The sequence below is a fragment of the Vibrio sp. 10N.261.55.C5 genome, assembly GCF_041470505.1.
In the GTDB taxonomy this organism is placed as follows: domain Bacteria; phylum Pseudomonadota; class Gammaproteobacteria; order Enterobacterales; family Vibrionaceae; genus Vibrio; species Vibrio crassostreae_C.
The window spans coordinates 61,911-79,445 of the sequence record NZ_JBFRMS010000036.1 but is presented as its reverse complement, the minus strand read 5'-3'; the positions used below and the strand labels follow the sequence as shown (position 1 = coordinate 79,445).

Here is a 17,535-nt window from a genome sequence, read left to right as displayed (position 1 = left end):
TTTTTGTTAATCTAGCCGTAACTTTACGCAGATGAAACGAATAAAATATTGCAATAAAAAAAGTGTTAGCAACACTTTCATAATATCTATTCGATTACATTTATTATTCACGCCTTAGATACTTAGGCAACAAAGGAACTTAAAAGAGGGTTTAATTTATGGCGACAATGAAGGATGTTGCCCAGCTAGCAGGCGTCTCAACGGCTACCGTATCACGAGCTTTGATGAATCCTGAGAAAGTCTCAGTTTCGACTCGCAAACGAGTGGAAACCGCCGTACTTGAAGCTGGATACTCACCTAATACATTAGCTAGAAATTTACGTCGCAACGAATCAAAAACCATCATTACTATCGTTCCTGATATCTGTGACCCGTATTTCGCGGAAATCATTCGTGGTATCGAAGATGCTGCTGTCGAAAATGATTACCTTGTTCTACTGGGTGACAGCGGTCAACAGAAGAAACGTGAGTCTTCGTTTGTTAACCTCGTCTTCACCAAACAAGCGGACGGCATGCTACTACTAGGCACCGACCACCCATTCGATGTCAGTAAGTCTGAACAAAAGAACCTGCCTCCTATGGTAATGGCATGTGAGTTCGCTCCAGAACTTGAACTGCCTACGGTACACATCGATAACCTGACTTCTGCATTCGAAGCCGTGAACTACCTAGCTCAATTGGGTCATAAGCGTATCGCTCAAATCTCCGGCCCAATGTCAGCAACCCTATGTAAGTTCCGTCAGCAAGGTTACCAACAAGCGCTGCGCCGTGCGGGCGTGTCAATGAATCCAGCCTACAGCACCGTCGGTGATTTTACGTTTGAAGCGGGAGCTCAAGCGGTTCGTCAACTGTTAGCGCTACCAGAGCAGCCAACCGCTATCTTCTGCCATAACGATGCAATGGCCATTGGTGCGATTCAAGAAGCGAAAAAACTCGGCTTACGAGTGCCTCAAGATCTATCCGTTGTTGGCTTTGATGATATCCAATTCGCGCAATACTGCGATCCACCGCTAACCACCATTTCTCAACCTCGTTATGAGATTGGACGCCAAGCAATGTTGATGATGCTAGACCTACTAAAAGGCAACGATGTGCAAGCAGGTTCGCGTCTGCTTGAAGCTAAATTAGTCGTTAGAGGCAGCACCGCACCACCTCGAATATAACCCTTAGAAATACCCTTATAAATCTGCGGCACATTTTGATGTGCCGCTTCCATTTCTGCACTATTATCCTCGCGCAATCTGGATTACCATGAGGGCAGAATCAGCAACTATTGAATTGTCTTGTGGCTAATAGAGATTATGTAAAGCGCGGTCGTGGCACGAAAAAACCGACCAAAAAACAAGCCCCTCGCCGTAAACCTTGGCGCAGTGGTCTTTTGGCGATCCTCCTTGCCGGTGGTTTTGGTTACGGACTTTACCTATTGAGTAATGATCCTGAGCCGCCTGCACCAACGCCTGTGGCAACCAAACCAAAACCTAAGCCAAAACCAGCGAAAGTGATTCCGCCGCCTCCTGAAGAGAAGTGGGACTACGTTGAAACGCTGCCAAGCCGCGAGATTGAAGTAAAAGCCAAAGAGCAACAGATCTCTAAGATCCCTTACATCATGCAGTGTGGCGCTTACAAAACCTCGTCGCAGGCAGAAGCACGTAAGTTGGATATTGCCTTCCAAGGTATCTCAAGTGAGATCCGCAAGAAAGATGGCAGTAGCTGGTACCGTGTGGTTTTAGGGCCATACAAGTTGAAGCGTGACGCAGAACGCGATCGCCATAAGCTGCAACGAGCGAAAATTGAACCTTGCGCTATTTGGAAAGACGGGGCTTAATCAACTCAATATATAATAGGGGGAAGAGGATTCCCCCTATTGCTGTTTGAAAGCGTTCAATAGTTCATCGCACAAGCAATACCAGTATGTTAATCAAAAGAGTGCGTTTTAACGAAACTGAGGTACTTGTTCGTAGTACTCAAGCCCAAAGTCAGTCAGGTAGACCTGCTCCTTATTTATCTCGATGTAACCAAAAAAATCCAAGTGCGCTAAAACGTTAGGAAATGGACGTTTAAGAAAAACGTTGACCGAGTTTTTTAGATGTTCTGTTGAACACTCGCCCGCCTCCTGATACATCAGATGATGCAGTATAGACAGCTCATCCAGATCCATATCTCTATTAAAAAAACTGATATTGTCACTATTCATCACACTACTCCTTATGCAGTGAATACCACTGATTAGTGAACATCATCCCTTATAAATCAAACAAAAAGTGTTAACCATTTCACGTTAGAAATTTGTTTTATCTTTTTTTATATTTATCACAAACTATTAACCCACCAACCCTTGCCACACATAGGCTCAACAGGCAATGGATGTTTGAAACAACTGGTAACATTTAGTTTTTTTGATATGACATACCATTAAATGTGGCACTTGAATTCATGATAGTGGAGCCACATATAAGTAGTAACCATAAATAATAATCAAAAGAGGTCGACTCGTGACTACCATTGTATCTGTACGTCGTAATAATAAAGTCGTCATCGCGGGTGATGGACAAGTATCTCTGGGCAATACAGTAATGAAGGGCAACGCCCGTAAAGTACGTCGCCTATACAACAACAAAGTACTGGCCGGTTTTGCTGGCGGTACGGCTGATGCTTTCACGCTATTCGAAAAATTTGAAAGCAAGCTGCAAATGCACCAAGGCCATCTCACCAAAGCGGCAGTTGAGCTAGCGAAGGATTGGCGTAGCGACCGTGCTCTACGTAAGTTAGAAGCACTGTTAGCAGTAGCGGATGAGACCGCTTCACTGATCATCACAGGTAACGGTGACGTAGTTCAACCTGAGAACGACCTGATTGCGATCGGTTCGGGCGGAAACTTCGCTCAAGCAGCCGCTACTGCACTATTAGAAAATACTGATTTAGATGCGCGTGAAATCGCAGAAAAGTCGCTGAACATTGCAGGCGACATCTGTGTCTTCACCAACCATCACCACACTATTGAAGAACTAGAAAGCACCGTTGAGCTGCCAAAGCCAGAGTAACGACCGCTTCCATCAATAACGTTGTATTCAACAGTGATTAAAGAATTAAGGAAAAACCATGTCTGAGATGACTCCTCGCGAAATTGTTCACGAACTCAATCGCCACATTATCGGCCAAGACAACGCTAAGCGCTCAGTGGCTATCGCTCTTCGTAACCGCTGGCGCCGTATGCAGCTTGAAGAAAGCCTACGTGTTGAAGTATCGCCAAAAAACATCCTGATGATTGGCCCAACGGGTGTAGGTAAAACTGAAATCGCTCGCCGCCTAGCGAAATTAGCAAACGCGCCTTTCATCAAGGTAGAAGCGACTAAGTTCACCGAAGTGGGTTACGTTGGTAAAGAAGTTGAAACCATCATCCGTGATCTAACGGACGTTGCGATCAAGATGACGCACCAACAAGCGATGGAAAAAGTACAATACCGCGCTGAAGAACAAGCTGAAGAACGCATTCTTGATGCCCTTCTACCACCAGCGCGTGATGCTTGGGGTCAGAACGAGCAATCAACTGAAGACACAACCTCTTCAAACACTCGTCAGATTTTCCGCAAGAAACTGCGTGAAGGTAAGCTAGATGACAAAGAGATTGAAGTTGATGTAGCCGCACCGCAAATGGGCGTTGAAATCATGTCACCTCCAGGCATGGAAGAGATGACAAACCAGCTGCAAGGCATGTTCCAAAACCTAGCGGGCGACACCAAGAAAAAGCGTAAGATGAAAATCAAAGACGCATTCAAAGCACTGACGGAAGAAGAAGCTGCGAAGCTTGTGAACCAAGAAGAGCTGAAAGAGAACGCGATCTTCAACGCTGAAAACAACGGCATCGTATTCATCGATGAGATCGACAAAATCTGTAAGCGTGGCGACAGTTCAGGCCCAGATGTATCTCGCGAAGGTGTTCAGCGTGACCTACTGCCTCTTATCGAAGGCAGCACAGTATCAACCAAGCACGGTATGGTTAAAACTGACCACATCTTGTTTATCACATCAGGCGCATTCCAAGTGGCTAAGCCATCTGACCTGATCCCTGAGCTACAAGGTCGTCTACCAATCCGCGTAGAACTTGAAGCACTATCAGCACATGACTTCAAACGCATCCTAACTGAGCCAAAAGCATCTCTAACAGAGCAATACATTGCCCTAATGAAAACAGAAGATGTCAACATTGAGTTCACTGAAGATGGCATCAACCAGATTGCGGACGCAGCATGGCGCGTAAACGAAACCACTGAGAACATCGGTGCGCGTCGTCTACACACAGTGATGGAGCGTCTAATGGATGAGATTTCATTCGAAGCAACAGACAAAGCTGGCAGCAAGCTAGTGATTGATGAAGCTTACGTAACATCGAAACTTGGCGAATTCGTTGAAGACGAAGACCTAAGCCGCTTCATCCTGTAGCACACCAAACTCTAACTTATTGCTCTATCTCAAAGAAATAGCAGCTAATAAGCGAATTCAAGGCCCACTTTCGAGTGGGCTTTTTATTACCCGAAAAATGGGCGTATACTCAAATCACAGTATGAAACGAAGACTTACAAAGAATTAGACCTACGATGAAACAATCTCTACTGATCTGGCTTGATGCCGCACGACCAAAAACTCTGCCTCTCGCACTTGTCTCTATTCTTACAGGAAGTAGTTTAGCGTTCGCCGGTGGTCAGTTTTCTTTATCGATAGCCCTACTGGCATTTTTAACCGCCACCCTATTACAGATTTTATCGAACCTAGCCAATGACTATGGCGACGCCGTAAAAGGCACAGACAACGAAAATCGTCTGGGGCCAACACGTGCCATGCAATCTGGCGCGGTAACAGCGAAAACCATGAAGCAAGCGATCATCCTCAACATCGTGTTTACTATGGTCGCTGGGCTGATTCTTATTTTTCATGCCTTAACCTCGATTGAAAGTATCTTATCTTTCATTGCGTTAGGCATATTAGCCATTGTTGCTGCCATCGCTTATACCGTCGGTAATAAGCCTTATGGCTATATTGGCCTTGGCGACTTATCGGTATTTATCTTCTTCGGTTTATTAGGTGTTTCAGGGACTTACTTCTTGCACACTGGCCATGTTGAACCAAGCCTATTCCTTCCGGCATTGGGCTGTGGCTTGATGGCGGTTGCGGTACTCAATATCAACAACATGCGTGATATCGAAAACGACAGCGAATGTGGTAAGCGCACCATGGCGGTTCGCCTAGGACAACGCAAAGCCAAACACTATCATTTTGCTCTGCTTGGCCTCGCCCTTGCGTCTTTCGCTATCTACCTGCTTATTCAAGAAAAGCCGGTCTGGATCAGCCTGCCGTTTTTGCTGAGCATTATTATTGTTTACAAGCATGGCAAAGCCGTTTGGGAAACCGAAAAGCCAGCGCAAATTGCACCAATGATGCCCGTGATTGTGAAATGCTCACTGGTCACTAACCTATTGTTTGCAGGGGTTGTCGTAGCTCAAACTCTATTGAGTTAAATGAGACTAATCATTGCAAAGGGATCAAGCGCCGATATACTCAAAGTAAGCTCATTGTTCAAAAGGTATACTAATGGAATACAACACTTCAGCACTGTGCGACATATATTTGGATCAAGTTGATGTCGTGGAGCCAATGTTCAGCAACTTCGGTGGACGTGCATCCTTCGCAGGACAGATCACGACATTAAAGTGTTTTGAAGACAACGCTTTGATTCGCTCTGTACTAGAGCAAGACGGTCTGGGGCGTGTGTTGTTAATCGATGGGGGCGGCTCACTACGTAAAGCGCTGATCGATGCTGAGATAGCCCTACTTGCCGAAGACAATGAGTGGGAAGGGATTGTGGTTTACGGGTGCGTTCGTGAAGTCGATGAGCTTGAAGACATGAACCTAGGTATCCAAGCCTTGGCTTCTATCCCTGTTGGTGCGAGCCAAGAAGGTGTCGGTGAATTAGACGTTCCAGTGAACTTTGGCAGCGTGACCTTCTTACCTGAAGATTACCTCTACGCAGACAACACTGGCATCATTCTTTCTGCCGAACCTCTAGATGTAGAACTCGATTTGGATGTCGAGGAAGAAGACGTCGAGTAACTCTCACTCAGCTTCAAATAATAAAACAAATCATAAGAACACAAACAAAAACGCCCGCTACTGAGTAGCGGGCGTTTTTTTAAATCTGAAGAGTCGATTACTCTACTTCATCCATTTTACCAAGAAGGTTACGGATGCGATCTTGCCATGCTGAATGCTCTTCCTGCATTTGCTGAGTTTTTTGCTCTAGCTCGTGACGGCTTGCTTTAAGCTCACCAGCTTCTGTTGCTAGTGCTTGTTTCTCTTCTTTAAGCTCTTCCACTTCCATTTGAAGAAGTGCAATTGTATCTACTGCTGTTTGAATTTTTGCTTCTAGCTGCTCTAGTACTTCAAAAGACATTCTGGCCTACCTTTAAGTTATCCGTTTGATGGTGAAGGTTCACTCCACTTATTTCCCCATTCTACTCAGCAGAGCAAGGATAAACACTCAATATATTCGATATTTTGCGCCATTCGATGAAAAAAACAGCACTTTTTACCGAATATTGACGTGAACGATTACCGCCACAACGGCAAACCGATTATTTTGATGAATAATAACTGTTTTCCACTGCGAATTGATCGAGAGCAATCTCCAAAAAACAAAAAGGCAAACGTTTCCTTTTGGATATGGTAAAATTCGCCGCGAAATTTCTATTCCCCCTTTGAAAATTTTGGAGTCCGCATGAAACGCGATTTAGCAATGTCATTCTCTCGTGTCACAGAAGGTGCAGCACTAGCTGGTTACAAGTGGCTTGGCCGTGGCGATAAAAACGCTGCAGATGGCGCTGCTGTAGAAGTAATGCGTAGCCTATTAAACAAAACCGAAATTAGCGGTGAGATTGTTATCGGCGAAGGTGAAATCGATGATGCACCTATGCTATACATCGGCGAAAACGTAGGTGTGGGCGGCGACGCTGTCGACATCGCAGTTGACCCAATTGAAGGGACACGCATGACAGCAATGGGCCAATCAAATGCATTGGCTGTATTGGCTGCGGGCGAAAAAGGCAGCTTCCTTAAAGCGCCTGATATGTACATGGAAAAGTTGGTTGTTGGCCCTGGCGCTAAAGGCGTGATTGACCTAGAACTGCCACTAACAGAAAACCTAGAAAACATCGCTAAAGCACTAGGTAAAACACTTGATACTCTAGTCGTAACCACGCTTGCTAAGCCTCGTCATGATCAAGTCATCGCCGACATGCAAGCAATGGGCGTTCGTGTATTTGCTGTGCCAGACGGTGATGTTGCGGCTTCTATCTTAACCTGTATGCCAGACAGTGAAGTAGACGTCATGTACTGCATCGGCGGCGCACCTGAAGGTGTGGTCTCGGCGGCGGTAATTCGCGCACTCGACGGCGACATGCACGGTCGTCTTCTACCTCGCCACGAAGTGAAAGGCGACACAGAAGAGAACCGCAAGCACGGTGAACTTGAACTTGAGCGCTGCGCTGAAATGGGCGTAACGGCGGGTATCGTATTGAAGATGGAAGACATGGCACGCAGCGACAACGTTGTATTCTCAGCAACAGGCATCACTAAGGGTGACTTGCTAGAAGGTATTTCTCGTCAAGGTAATATCGCAACCACAGAAACCCTGCTTATCCGTGGCCGCTGCCGTACAATTCGCCGCATCAAATCTATCCACTACCTAGAGCGTAAAGATCCAGAAGTAGTAGGTCATATCCTGTAAGCCTAAATTCGGTGAAACAGAATATTCCAAGGCTGATACCTAGTATCAGCCTTTTGTTTTATTAGCGCACCAGAATCTGACCATGGCAGCTAATAGAGTAAAACGCTATCTATAGAGTAAATTATCATCAATATAGTAAATGGTTTGCTTTATAAACACCTTGCCTCATAATAGTAAGGTTCATTAGGTAGGGATAGTATGAAAACAAGCGACAGAATCTTACAGACCATTAAGCGTCAAGGCGCGGTAACCGCGAAACAACTGTCAGAAGAATTTGGCATGACGACAATGGGGGCAAGGCAACATCTGCAAAGCCTGGAAGATGACGGTATTCTTGCGTTTCATGATGTGAAAGTGAAAGTGGGTCGCCCGACTCGCCACTGGTCCCTGACTCAACAAGGTCATAACCAATTTTCAGACCGACATGGTGAACTCACCATTCAAGTGATTGATGCTGTCGAGAATCTATTTGGTAAAGAAGGGCTGGCTAAGGTTGCTGCCGAGCGTGAACAACACACTCTTAAGCAGTATCAAACTGCGCTGTCTGGCTGTGATTCACTCATCAGCAAGCTTAAAAAACTCACCCAGCTTCGTGAAGACGAAGGCTACATGGCTGAGCTTCAAGAGCATGATGATCACTACATCTTGATTGAGAACCACTGCCCTATCTGTAAGGCTGCAACTCGCTGCCCTAGCCTGTGCCAATCTGAGCTCAACGTGTTTACTGAGTTACTAAAAGATGAGTGTCACGTGAGCCGTACAGAGCACATCATTGCTGGCGAACGACGCTGCACTTACACCTTAACACCCGCCCTTTGATTGCAAAGGTAATCGGCTAATACCGTCTCAATATTGAGAAAATACAAATAGATTAAAATTTGTACAAATTTCTTTCTTAAGCTTAGAGCATATGAAACACGCTTAATGCTAAGGAAGTAATGATGGCGCATCCACAACCCGCTCAAAAACTGCCACCCTTTGATGAACTTGTCCAACTCGCGAAAAGCGACCCGAAAGCATTCAATCAATTCAAACACGAGATGTGCGAACAGATGATTTGTTCGGCTTCAGACGTGATGCAAGACCGACTTCGTGCGCAGCAAAGTCACATCGACTTAGTGGTTAGCCGTTGTAAAAACCCACACCACGCCAATGTCGTACTCATGCAAGAGCTGCGCTGTCAGGTCTGTAAGTTCCAAGATGCACTCGAAGGGCGCTGCGGCTTTGAAGAATCTCTGCCTGAAAATGTCGTGCCTTTTAAGCCGAATACCGAACCTAAAATGTACTGAAATTAGCAAAGCACTAAAAAGAAAAAGGGAGCGTAATGCCCCCTTCTTATTGGTTCGCTGTTCAATATTTACATGGGTCTTCGCCGTAGTCATTACGGCCTTCTGTACCTTTCAACAAACCACACTCAATCAGAATCCAGAAACCACACACTAATGCCGAGACGGTTGCCGCCATATGAATTGGCGATACCGGCTCTGTCGTCGTTGCAACCATTGGCGAAGCTAAACGACCCAATACTAATGGCACATTCAATAGTAGCCAGTAATTAGACTTATTGCGGTCGTGCCAGCGCTTAGCGGTTACCGCAAGGTCTGGGATCACAAGCATCAATAGGATGATTGGTAGCAGGATATAAGAGTAAGCAGGGAACAACACAGAGATACCTGAAGCAAAACCGGTAATCGCTATGTAGTAGAAAACATTCCAAATCCAGTAAGTCTTACGACCAATTCTCCCCTTGAAAGAGAGCAGTAATTCTTTCATCGACATCTTAAATACTCAAATTTATACGCCGCTAAAAGTCAGCAGCAATGGTTAGTTTATTACTTTTTGAAAGCAACTTTTATCCATATCACGAATATTCACCGTTAAGCTTCTTACATGACTCGCTTGTTCTTGCAGGATCTGCATTAACGATCGTGACAATTCTCGCTTTTGCTCTTCCGTTCGTCCCGAAAGTAACTCAAAGCTGATATGAATAAAGTCTACACTATCTTCCTCATCACCGACCAACCAATTATGGCAACGCAGTGAACGAGATTTCACTGATGGCACATCAAACAAGCCACATGTGAGAGCGACTTGGTGGAGATCTTCCAGTAAGCCTTGGATATTTACTCGCTCATCCACTGAATTGGAGTACTCTAGAACTAGATTCGGCATTGTTACTTCCTGTTGTTAACGCAATCGTTTGTCCCTTAATAACAACTAACGATGAAAAATCCGAGAAGTTAGCTATTATTCTGTCTGCCGGATCACTGATATATGCTCAAAATCTACTCTGACCATTGAGTAAGATCCAAGAAAGTCATGACCACAGTCATGATCTGTTGATATTAATCTGTTATATTATTTCGTAATAAAGTTTACTTTTTTACATTCGATTTATTTAAATACTTTGGAGATATTCCTATGCGTCATCCTGTAGTTATGGGTAACTGGAAACTAAACGGCAGCAAAGAAATGGTTGTTGATCTACTAAACGGTCTTAACGCTGAACTTGAAGGCGTAACAGGCGTAGACGTAGCAGTTGCTCCACCAGCACTTTTCGTTGATCTAGCAGAGCGTACGCTTACTGAAGCGGGCAGCGCGATCATCCTAGGTGCTCAAAACTCTGACCTAAACAACAGCGGTGCATTCACTGGCGACATGTCTCCAGCAATGCTTAAAGAGTTCGGCGCATCTCACATCATCATCGGTCACTCTGAGCGTCGTGAATACCACAACGAATCAGATGAGTTCGTAGCTAAGAAATTCGCATTCCTAAAAGAGAACGGCCTAACTCCAGTTCTTTGTATCGGTGAATCTGAAGCACAAAACGAAGCAGGCGAAACTGTTGCAGTATGTGCTCGTCAACTTGACGCTGTTATCAACACTCAAGGTGTTGAAGCTCTTGAAGGCGCTATCATCGCTTACGAACCAATCTGGGCTATCGGTACTGGTAAAGCAGCTACAGCTGAAGATGCACAACGCATCCACGCTCAAATCCGTGCACACATCGCAGAGAAATCTGAAGAAGTTGCTAAGAAAGTTGTTATCCAATACGGCGGTTCTGTTAAGCCAGAAAACGCAGCAGCTTACTTCGCACAACCAGACATCGACGGTGCTCTAGTTGGCGGCGCAGCTCTAGACGCGAAAAGCTTCGCAGCTATCGCTAAAGCAGCAGCTGAAGCAAAAGCTTAATTTAAACCTCACCGTTTAGATTAGATGAAAGGTCAACTTAGGTTGGCCTTTTTTATTACCTGTCGTTTCTGAAACCCAAACGGCAGGCACAAAAAAACCGCTGAATAATCAGCGGTTTTTAAATTCTTTAAGCGAACGCTAAGCGTGGCTTAGAACAACTCTTCTGCAACGCGGAACAGCTCAGAACGGTCTGGGTTCTGCATGTTCTCGATACAATCGATGATGTCGTGGTGAACAAGTTCTTCTTTCTCGATACCCACACAACGACCACCGTGACCTTCTTGAAGAAGGTGAACAGCGTAGTTACCCATACGAGAAGCCAATACACGGTCAAATGCAGTAGGACGACCACCACGTTGGATGTGACCAAGAACCGTTGCACGAGTTTCACGACCTGTTGAAGATTCGATCTCTTTAGCCAGTTCGTTAGCATCCATCATTAGCTCAGTTAGAGCGATGATTGCGTGCTTCTTACCTTTCGCAATACCATCTTGGATGTTGCTGATAAGCTGTTCTTTATCTAGGCCAGTCTCTGGAGTAATGATGTACTCACAACCACCCGCGATTGCTGACATAAGCGTAAGGTCACCACAGTGACGACCCATGATTTCAACAATAGAAATACGTTGGTGAGAAGAAGACGTGTCACGTAGACGGTCAATTGAATCAATAACAGTGTTAAGCGCTGTTAGGTAACCGATTGTGTAGTCAGTACCCGCGATATCGTTATCGATTGTGCCTGGAAGACCGATACATGGGTAACCCATTTCAGTCAGCTTCTTAGCACCCATGTAAGAACCGTCACCACCGATAACAACAAGTGCTTCGATACCGTGCTTCTTAAGGTTCTCAATGCCTTTCTCACGAACAGCAACGTCTTTAAATTCAGGGAAACGTGCAGAACCTAAGAAAGTACCACCACGGTTGATCACGTCAGATACGCTTGAACGGTCAAGCTTTTCGATACGGTCTTCAACAAGGCCTTGGTAGCCATCGTAAATACCGTAAACTTCAATGCCAACTGATAACGCAGTACGAACAACGCCGCGAACTGCTGCGTTCATACCTGGAGCGTCACCACCACTGGTCAAAACACCGATCTTCTTAATCATGCTCACCCTCGATTTTTGGGAATCTATTATTCAATTCTTGTTCTTGCTGATTGTATATCAACAAGATTTTAAATCTATATTTGTGCGTTATGTTACATTTCCTCAACAGGAATAGCACTCAAATCGCGTAAAATTATGTAACATTTCTACTTCTGTAAGAGTATTACAGTTTTACTCAATAACTTTGTTGATTCACATCAGAATCAACATTAATTGTTACTAAGGTGGTTTTTGAATCACCTAACAGTTAATAATTTTTACTCACTTTAGTTCAAAAGCCACTCACTTACCATTTGCCCGCTGATTTTTAGCACGCATTACCACGAGTGGAATTTCTGCTGCTTCTCTGGTCCAAATACGACCGAATACGGGTCTTGGTGAATTAATACATCAGCATCAGGGAACACGGAGATAAGCTTAGCCTCTACTTCGTCAGAAATGCGATGCGCTTCAATAAGTGGGATATTATCTTCCAATTCTAGATGCAGTTGGATGAAGCGTATTGGCCCCGAGCGACGCGTTCGTAATTGATGCACACCCAACACGCCTTCCACGCTCAATGATGTCTCTTTAATCTGTTTCAGCTCATCATCTGGCAGCTTATGATCAAGCAGAGACTGAACCGCTTCCATCGCCATTTGATAAGCGCTGTACAGAATGTAGATACCGATACCGACCGCGAATACTGAGTCCGCCTGACCAATCCCAAACCAGCTCAATGCCAGTGCCAGCATGATCGCAGCGTTCATATAAAGGTCTGATTGATAGTGCAGAGAGTCGGCCGCAATAGCTTGGCTGCCTGTTTTGTTGACCACATGCTTTTGGAATCGAACCAAACCGAAGGTCATCACCATCGCAAATAAGCTGACATAGATACCAATCTCTGGAGAATTCAGTTCATGAGGTCGGAAGAAGCGCTCAATACCATTGAGAATAAGGAAACATGCAGAGCCTGAAATAAACATTGCCTGCGCTAATGCAGCGAGAGATTCAGCCTTACCATGACCAAAGGTGTGCTCTTTGTCGGCAGGCTGCAGAGAGTAACGAACCACGATAAGGTTAACGACAGAGGCCGCGATATCCAGCATTGAATCCACGACGGAAGCCAGCAGACTCACAGAACCTGTTACCCACCACGCTGCGACTTTCACTATCAATAAAATAGTGGCGATGGTGGTGGCTGCCCAAGCGGCGAGCGTAACTAAACGTGCGTATTCTTGTTTCATAACTTGGCTATAAAGTGACTGATAGCACAAAGTATAACCTGCAAACCACCAATTGAATATGACAGCTATGATGTAAAATATTCATTTTTAAGGATCAAAAAAAGCGGCACTCGGCCGCTTCTTTCTAAACACTTTCATTCAACGCTGATTTTTCAAGCAATGAATTACTTGTCTTTGTTCATGCGTTTTCCCATTTTGTCAGCACACTTAGTCATGCGCTCTTGTTGGATTTCTTTCAGTTGAGTCTTTTGCTCAGCCGTTAGTACGCTCATCATTTGGTGTTGCTTCTTAAGCATTGCTACGCGACGCTCAGTTTGCTTCTCAACCATTTGGCTTGCTAGGTCGTTTGCTGCTGCTTCGTCAAAGTTGTCAGCAAGTACCAATGCTTGAACCTTTTCGTGATGCGCTTTCATTTGCGCCATTTTTGCCGTTTTGTTTGCACCGCGCTTTGCTTTCATCTCAGCACGGTCTGCTTCACGCATCTCTTTTAACTGTTCTTTTTGAGCGTCGGTTAGGTCTAGTTGGCGCATTACTTTTTTATCGAAACCGCCACACTTGTCGTGCATACCTTTGTGGTCACCTTTATCACCACCACCGTAAGCATACGCGCTTGCTGTACCTAACATTAGTGGAAGTGCCGCAGCTGCTAGTACAAGTTTCTTAGTCATTTTCATAATTGTTGCCTCAATTCGGTATAATAAGTCATGTGTTGCGTCTGTTTCTCAGCGCTTAGATATAGATTAGTCTTTCCCTCGTAAAGTGACGTTTAGAAAGCGTAAAGAATCGTAAAGAGTGAAAGTTGACGAATAATTAGCAGTATTATTAACCTGTAAATAGTAGATAACCGATTAAGGCTTCCCAATGGCGAACATTCTTCTTATTGATGACGACACCGAGTTAACCAGCTTACTCAAAGACATTCTGAGCTTTGAGGGCTTCACTGTTTCCGAAGCCAATGATGGCTATGCAGGGCTGGAAGCTATCAATGATGAGATTGACCTGATTCTTTTGGATGTGATGATGCCGCGTCTTAATGGCATGGAAACACTAAAGAAACTGAGAGAAAATTGGGAAACACCAGTGCTGATGCTGACCGCAAAAGGCGAAGAGATCGACCGTGTGATTGGTCTTGAACTTGGCGCGGATGATTACCTGCCTAAACCTTTCAGTGACCGAGAGTTGTTAGCTCGTATTCGAGCTATCTTGCGTCGTACTCAAACCAACACCGCACCTAAGGCGGCCAGTGATAGAGTTCAATATCAAGACATCGAAGTTTTCCCGGGTAAACAAGAAGCCTACTGCAATGGTGAGCTCATCGATCTCACCACCACCGAGTTCGCTCTACTGAGTCACCTTATCCAAAACCCAGGGCAAGTGATCACCAAAGAAGCATTGAGCCTAGATGTATTAGGTAAAAGGCTCGCAGCGTTTGACCGTGCGATAGACATGCACATCTCCAACCTGCGTAAGAAAATTCCTGAGCGCACTGACGGCAAATCACGCATCAAAACCTTACGAGGCCGTGGCTACTTATTGGTAGAGGAAGATTAATGCGTATACCTAAAATCACCAGCTTATATGGACGTATCTTTGCTATCTTTTGGTTCACCATGTTACTGGTGCTTTTGTCGGTGCTGTCACTTCCCCATTTAGACCCTCGAGTCGCGCGAGATGTGCCCGCAGATCACCTCGATAAACTCGAGCGTATCGCTAAAATCACAGAGAAACGCTACGCCAAAGAACCTAATCTGGGCAAGATAGTCTTCCAACTGGAGGCACCACGCAGCCGCAAGGATTCTCGCGCTCGCATCTACCTGACCGATCTTGAGGGCGCAGTCCTTACCTCGAAAAGGCATTCAGACTATAAGCTAAAGGCGATTCGTAACTTTGTTACCTCGATAGATAACCCTGAAGTGCCGAAACAAAAACTGTACGGACACTACATGGTGGCAGGTCCAGTACCCATCAAACTCGCGGGTGAAGAGTTGTTGATGTACGCCGGAATAAAGTGGACTCAACCACCTCCGTTCTTGTTACGCCTGTTTGATAGACCTCTGCAGTTACTGCTTGCGGTTATGCTAGCGAGTACCCCGCTATTGCTTTGGCTAGCTTGGGCACTGAGTCAACCCGCTCGCAGGCTAGAACGCGCGGCACAACGCGTGGCGAAAGGTCAATTCGAGGTCGATCCAACACTCGAAAAAGGTACTTCAGAGTTCAGACAAGCTGGTGAAAGCTTTAACCAGATGGTAGAAGCGGTAAACCAGATGATTTCGGGGCAACAACGCCTGCTCTCTGATATCTCACACGAGCTCCGCTCGCCACTGACACGTCTTCGCATGGCCAATGCACTGGCGATTCGTAAACAAGGCGAGAGCCAAGAGTTAGAACGCATTGATACCGAAGCACAGCGTTTGGAACAGATGATCAGTGAGCTGCTAACGCTATCTCGTATGCAGGTCGACAGCCATATTACTCGTGAGGTTCAGCCTATCTCGAGCCTATGGGAAGAGATCTTAAAAGACGCAGAGTTTGAAGCCGAACAGATGGGCAAACAACTGACGTTCTCGGAGATCCCAGAACGCTCTATTTCGGGGAACCCTAAACTGCTGATGAGTGCGCTAGACAACATTACACGCAATGCCATCTACTACGGTAAAGACCAAGTGGATGTACAGTTCCATGTGGTTCAAGATCAGCTAACAATTTGCGTCAATGATAATGGTGATGGTGTTCCAGAGGATGAACTCGATTCTATCTTCAGACCTTTCTACCGTGTCTCAACAGCGCGTGACAGAAACTCTGGCGGCACAGGGCTTGGATTAACCATTACTGAAAGTGCGATTCGCCAACACAGCGGAACCATCACCGCAACCCGCAGCCAGCTCGGTGGATTACAACTCGAAATCACTCTGCCTATCTTACCGGTGTAATACCCCCACAAAGATCACAGTTGATAATGATTGTTATTATTATTATGGTAAATCCTCTAATTAAGGAGGATTTACCATGTCGCACACTTTCCCTGCTTTACCCTACGCTTACGATGCCCTAGAGCCTTACATTGACGCTAAGACAATGGAAGTGCATTACAGCAAGCACCATAGAACCTACTACGATAAGTTTGTTGCGGCGGTGTCTGGCAGCGAGCTAGAACAGCAATCTCTGACCGAGATCTTTGCCAACATATCTCAGCACAGCCCTGCCGTGCGTAACAATGGCGGCGGCTACTACAATCACATCTTGTACTGGAACTGCATGTCGCAAGACGGTGGTGGTGAACCTACGGGCGAGCTTGGTGAGGCAATCAAGAGTACCTCCGGTGATTTCGAGACATTCCAAGATCAGTTCGCTCAAGCGGCGATCAATACCTTTGGCTCCGGCTTTGCTTGGCTAGTGGTAGAGCAAGGGCAACTGAAGATCATCTCAACCTCGAACCAAGACAATCCGTGGATGGATACCGTGGCGAGTGATGGCGAACCGATCCTTGCGCTCGATGTTTGGGAACACGCCTACTACATCAGCTACCAAAACCGTCGTCCTGATTACATCAATGCATGGTGGAACGTGGTGAATTGGAATGCCGTATCTGAAAACTACGCGCAAGCACTAGCGAACCAAGCTTAAGCGAATGGTGACGGTGGCGAACTGTACTCACTCAGCTTGCCACCGTATACTCGGGCTATCTTTGATTACTCTTGTGAACCAACATGTTTGATATCGCTCTATACGAACCAGAAATTGCACCCAATACGGGTAACATCATCCGCCTATGTGCTAACTGCGGCGCAAATCTGCACCTGATTGAACCGCTTGGCTTTGATTTTGAAGAGAAGAAGGTTCGTCGTGCTGGATTGGATTACCACGACCTTGCGCGAGTTAAGCGTCACAAGAACCTAGAAGCTTTCCTTGAGTATCTAGAGAATGAACGTGAGGGTGATTTCCGCATCTTTGCTTGCACCACAAAAACGACAGGCCACCACGTTGATGCGAAATTCCAACAAGGCGATGTGCTGATGTTTGGCCCTGAGACTCGCGGCCTGCCTGCTGAGTTCATTGAAAGCATGCCAATGGAGCAACGTATTCGTATTCCAATGATGCCAGACGCACGCAGCCTCAACCTGTCTAACGCAGTGGCAATCATTGCTTTTGAAGCATGGCGACAAATGGGTTTTGAAGGCGCGGTATAACCGAACACTCAAGCTTATCTTTTATCTGTTATCTGTTATCT

21 protein-coding genes are annotated in these 17,535 nt (G+C 45.7%); 14 read left to right on the top strand and 7 right to left on the bottom strand.

From position 1 onward, the window contains the following. The first annotated feature begins 158 nt into the window (after positions 1 to 158). Positions 159 to 1,163, top strand: coding sequence for a DNA-binding transcriptional regulator CytR (gene cytR, locus AB4263_RS14550; protein WP_372098415.1), 1,005 nt, complete (start codon positions 159 to 161; stop codon positions 1,161 to 1,163). A 122-nt stretch (positions 1,164 to 1,285) separates the two neighbouring features. Further along, the gene (locus tag AB4263_RS14545; protein ID WP_372050884.1) at positions 1,286 to 1,825 is read left to right on the top strand and encodes an SPOR domain-containing protein; all 540 of its coding nucleotides are present in this window, start codon (positions 1,286 to 1,288) and stop codon (positions 1,823 to 1,825) included. A 108-nt stretch (positions 1,826 to 1,933) separates the two neighbouring features. Here the strand turns inward: AB4263_RS14545 and AB4263_RS14540 are convergent, their stop codons facing one another. After that, the gene (locus tag AB4263_RS14540) at positions 1,934 to 2,194 is read right to left on the bottom strand and encodes a hypothetical protein (protein ID WP_017061149.1); all 261 of its coding nucleotides are present in this window, start codon (positions 2,192 to 2,194) and stop codon (positions 1,934 to 1,936) included. A 298-nt stretch (positions 2,195 to 2,492) separates the two neighbouring features. On the opposite strand from AB4263_RS14540, the gene hslV reads away from it, so the two are divergent. The 4 genes from hslV to rraA all read left to right on the top strand — a co-directional run bounded on the left by hslV (position 2,493) and on the right by rraA (position 6,105). Then, complete coding sequence (gene hslV / locus AB4263_RS14535; RefSeq protein ID WP_004729692.1) at positions 2,493 to 3,041, top strand: ATP-dependent protease subunit HslV; 549 nt, start codon at positions 2,493 to 2,495, stop codon at positions 3,039 to 3,041. 58 nt (positions 3,042 to 3,099) lie between these two features. After that, entirely contained in the window at positions 3,100 to 4,440 is a 1,341-nt protein-coding gene (hslU, locus tag AB4263_RS14530) for an HslU--HslV peptidase ATPase subunit (RefSeq protein WP_017061150.1), read from the top strand. A 155-nt stretch (positions 4,441 to 4,595) separates the two neighbouring features. Then, on the top strand, positions 4,596 to 5,513 hold the full coding sequence (locus AB4263_RS14525) for a 1,4-dihydroxy-2-naphthoate polyprenyltransferase (protein WP_017061151.1): 918 nt from the start codon (positions 4,596 to 4,598) through the stop codon (positions 5,511 to 5,513). A gap of 73 nt (positions 5,514 to 5,586) precedes the next feature. After that, a complete protein-coding gene (gene rraA / locus AB4263_RS14520; protein WP_017061152.1) occupies positions 5,587 to 6,105 on the top strand; it encodes a ribonuclease E activity regulator RraA in 519 nt (172 codons plus the stop codon). A 97-nt stretch (positions 6,106 to 6,202) separates the two neighbouring features. Here rraA and zapB read toward each other — a convergent pair whose 3' ends face one another. Then, a complete protein-coding gene (gene zapB / locus AB4263_RS14515) occupies positions 6,203 to 6,445 on the bottom strand; it encodes a cell division protein ZapB (protein WP_008219652.1) in 243 nt (80 codons plus the stop codon). A 324-nt stretch (positions 6,446 to 6,769) separates the two neighbouring features. Here zapB and glpX point away from each other — a divergent pair, with 324 nt between their 5' ends. The 3 genes from glpX to AB4263_RS14500 all read left to right on the top strand — a co-directional run bounded on the left by glpX (position 6,770) and on the right by AB4263_RS14500 (position 9,066). Next, on the top strand, positions 6,770 to 7,777 hold the full coding sequence (gene glpX / locus AB4263_RS14510; RefSeq protein ID WP_017061153.1) for a class II fructose-bisphosphatase: 1,008 nt from the start codon (positions 6,770 to 6,772) through the stop codon (positions 7,775 to 7,777). A gap of 198 nt (positions 7,778 to 7,975) precedes the next feature. Further along, on the top strand, positions 7,976 to 8,596 hold the full coding sequence (locus AB4263_RS14505) for a metalloregulator ArsR/SmtB family transcription factor (RefSeq protein WP_017063674.1): 621 nt from the start codon (positions 7,976 to 7,978) through the stop codon (positions 8,594 to 8,596). A 122-nt stretch (positions 8,597 to 8,718) separates the two neighbouring features. Next, on the top strand, positions 8,719 to 9,066 hold the full coding sequence (locus AB4263_RS14500; protein ID WP_017061155.1) for a DUF3135 domain-containing protein: 348 nt from the start codon (positions 8,719 to 8,721) through the stop codon (positions 9,064 to 9,066). A gap of 61 nt (positions 9,067 to 9,127) precedes the next feature. Here AB4263_RS14500 and AB4263_RS14495 read toward each other — a convergent pair whose 3' ends face one another. Both AB4263_RS14495 and AB4263_RS14490 read right to left on the bottom strand, forming a co-directional pair. Continuing rightward, the gene (locus AB4263_RS14495) at positions 9,128 to 9,556 is read right to left on the bottom strand and encodes a DUF805 domain-containing protein (protein WP_372098414.1); all 429 of its coding nucleotides are present in this window, start codon (positions 9,554 to 9,556) and stop codon (positions 9,128 to 9,130) included. Positions 9,557 to 9,601: 45 nt separating this feature from the next. Continuing rightward, positions 9,602 to 9,949 (bottom strand): 5-carboxymethyl-2-hydroxymuconate Delta-isomerase, encoded by a 348-nt coding sequence (locus AB4263_RS14490; protein WP_017061157.1) that lies wholly within the window; start codon positions 9,947 to 9,949, stop codon positions 9,602 to 9,604. 249 nt (positions 9,950 to 10,198) lie between these two features. Between AB4263_RS14490 and tpiA the strand changes: the two genes are divergently transcribed. Continuing rightward, positions 10,199 to 10,969, top strand: coding sequence for a triose-phosphate isomerase (gene tpiA, locus AB4263_RS14485; RefSeq protein WP_017061158.1), 771 nt, complete (start codon positions 10,199 to 10,201; stop codon positions 10,967 to 10,969). 149 nt (positions 10,970 to 11,118) lie between these two features. Here tpiA and pfkA read toward each other — a convergent pair whose 3' ends face one another. The 3 genes from pfkA to AB4263_RS14470 form a co-directional block, all read right to left on the bottom strand. Then, positions 11,119 to 12,081 (bottom strand): 6-phosphofructokinase, encoded by a 963-nt coding sequence (gene pfkA, locus AB4263_RS14480; protein WP_017061160.1) that lies wholly within the window; start codon positions 12,079 to 12,081, stop codon positions 11,119 to 11,121. A 317-nt stretch (positions 12,082 to 12,398) separates the two neighbouring features. After that, positions 12,399 to 13,307 (bottom strand): CDF family cation-efflux transporter FieF, encoded by a 909-nt coding sequence (gene fieF / locus AB4263_RS14475; RefSeq protein WP_029235400.1) that lies wholly within the window; start codon positions 13,305 to 13,307, stop codon positions 12,399 to 12,401. Between the two features lie 164 nt (positions 13,308 to 13,471). After that, positions 13,472 to 13,981, bottom strand: a complete 510-nt coding sequence (locus tag AB4263_RS14470) for a CpxP family protein (protein WP_229647415.1) — start codon at positions 13,979 to 13,981, stop codon at positions 13,472 to 13,474. A gap of 187 nt (positions 13,982 to 14,168) precedes the next feature. Between AB4263_RS14470 and AB4263_RS14465 the strand changes: the two genes are divergently transcribed. The 4 genes from AB4263_RS14465 to trmL all read left to right on the top strand — a co-directional run bounded on the left by AB4263_RS14465 (position 14,169) and on the right by trmL (position 17,494). Next, complete coding sequence (locus AB4263_RS14465) at positions 14,169 to 14,858, top strand: response regulator (protein WP_017061163.1); 690 nt, start codon at positions 14,169 to 14,171, stop codon at positions 14,856 to 14,858. Continuing rightward, positions 14,858 to 16,237 carry an envelope stress sensor histidine kinase CpxA gene (gene cpxA, locus AB4263_RS14460; RefSeq protein ID WP_017061164.1) on the top strand — a complete coding sequence of 460 codons (1,380 nt, stop codon included), beginning with the start codon at positions 14,858 to 14,860 and terminating at the stop codon, positions 16,235 to 16,237. The genes AB4263_RS14465 and cpxA overlap by 1 nt, the downstream gene beginning before the upstream one ends. A gap of 76 nt (positions 16,238 to 16,313) precedes the next feature. Beyond that, positions 16,314 to 16,931, top strand: a complete 618-nt coding sequence (locus AB4263_RS14455; RefSeq protein ID WP_372098413.1) for a superoxide dismutase — start codon at positions 16,314 to 16,316, stop codon at positions 16,929 to 16,931. A gap of 83 nt (positions 16,932 to 17,014) precedes the next feature. Continuing rightward, entirely contained in the window at positions 17,015 to 17,494 is a 480-nt protein-coding gene (gene trmL / locus AB4263_RS14450; RefSeq protein WP_009844716.1) for a tRNA (uridine(34)/cytosine(34)/5-carboxymethylaminomethyluridine(34)-2'-O)-methyltransferase TrmL, read from the top strand. Positions 17,495 to 17,535: the final 41 nt, after the last annotated feature.

Excerpts from the sequence above, each read along its gene's own strand:
- cytR (WP_372098415.1), top strand. The coding sequence starts at position 159 with ATGGCGACAATGAAGGATGTTGCCCAGCTAGCAGGCGTCTCAACGGCT.
- AB4263_RS14540 (WP_017061149.1), bottom strand. The coding sequence starts at position 2,194 with ATGAATAGTGACAATATCAGTTTTTTTAATAGAGATATGGATCTGGAT.
- hslU (WP_017061150.1), top strand. The coding sequence starts at position 3,100 with ATGTCTGAGATGACTCCTCGCGAAATTGTTCACGAACTCAATCGCCAC.
- AB4263_RS14525 (WP_017061151.1), top strand. The coding sequence starts at position 4,596 with ATGAAACAATCTCTACTGATCTGGCTTGATGCCGCACGACCAAAAACT.
- rraA (WP_017061152.1), top strand. The coding sequence starts at position 5,587 with ATGGAATACAACACTTCAGCACTGTGCGACATATATTTGGATCAAGTT.
- zapB (WP_008219652.1), bottom strand. The coding sequence starts at position 6,445 with ATGTCTTTTGAAGTACTAGAGCAGCTAGAAGCAAAAATTCAAACAGCA.
- glpX (WP_017061153.1), top strand. The coding sequence starts at position 6,770 with ATGAAACGCGATTTAGCAATGTCATTCTCTCGTGTCACAGAAGGTGCA.
- AB4263_RS14505 (WP_017063674.1), top strand. The coding sequence starts at position 7,976 with ATGAAAACAAGCGACAGAATCTTACAGACCATTAAGCGTCAAGGCGCG.
- AB4263_RS14500 (WP_017061155.1), top strand. The coding sequence starts at position 8,719 with ATGGCGCATCCACAACCCGCTCAAAAACTGCCACCCTTTGATGAACTT.
- AB4263_RS14495 (WP_372098414.1), bottom strand. The coding sequence starts at position 9,556 with ATGTCGATGAAAGAATTACTGCTCTCTTTCAAGGGGAGAATTGGTCGT.
- AB4263_RS14490 (WP_017061157.1), bottom strand. The coding sequence starts at position 9,949 with ATGCCGAATCTAGTTCTAGAGTACTCCAATTCAGTGGATGAGCGAGTA.
- tpiA (WP_017061158.1), top strand. The coding sequence starts at position 10,199 with ATGCGTCATCCTGTAGTTATGGGTAACTGGAAACTAAACGGCAGCAAA.
- pfkA (WP_017061160.1), bottom strand. The coding sequence starts at position 12,081 with ATGATTAAGAAGATCGGTGTTTTGACCAGTGGTGGTGACGCTCCAGGT.
- fieF (WP_029235400.1), bottom strand. The coding sequence starts at position 13,307 with ATGAAACAAGAATACGCACGTTTAGTTACGCTCGCCGCTTGGGCAGCC.
- AB4263_RS14470 (WP_229647415.1), bottom strand. The coding sequence starts at position 13,981 with ATGAAAATGACTAAGAAACTTGTACTAGCAGCTGCGGCACTTCCACTA.
- AB4263_RS14465 (WP_017061163.1), top strand. The coding sequence starts at position 14,169 with ATGGCGAACATTCTTCTTATTGATGACGACACCGAGTTAACCAGCTTA.
- cpxA (WP_017061164.1), top strand. The coding sequence starts at position 14,858 with ATGCGTATACCTAAAATCACCAGCTTATATGGACGTATCTTTGCTATC.
- AB4263_RS14455 (WP_372098413.1), top strand. The coding sequence starts at position 16,314 with ATGTCGCACACTTTCCCTGCTTTACCCTACGCTTACGATGCCCTAGAG.
- trmL (WP_009844716.1), top strand. The coding sequence starts at position 17,015 with ATGTTTGATATCGCTCTATACGAACCAGAAATTGCACCCAATACGGGT.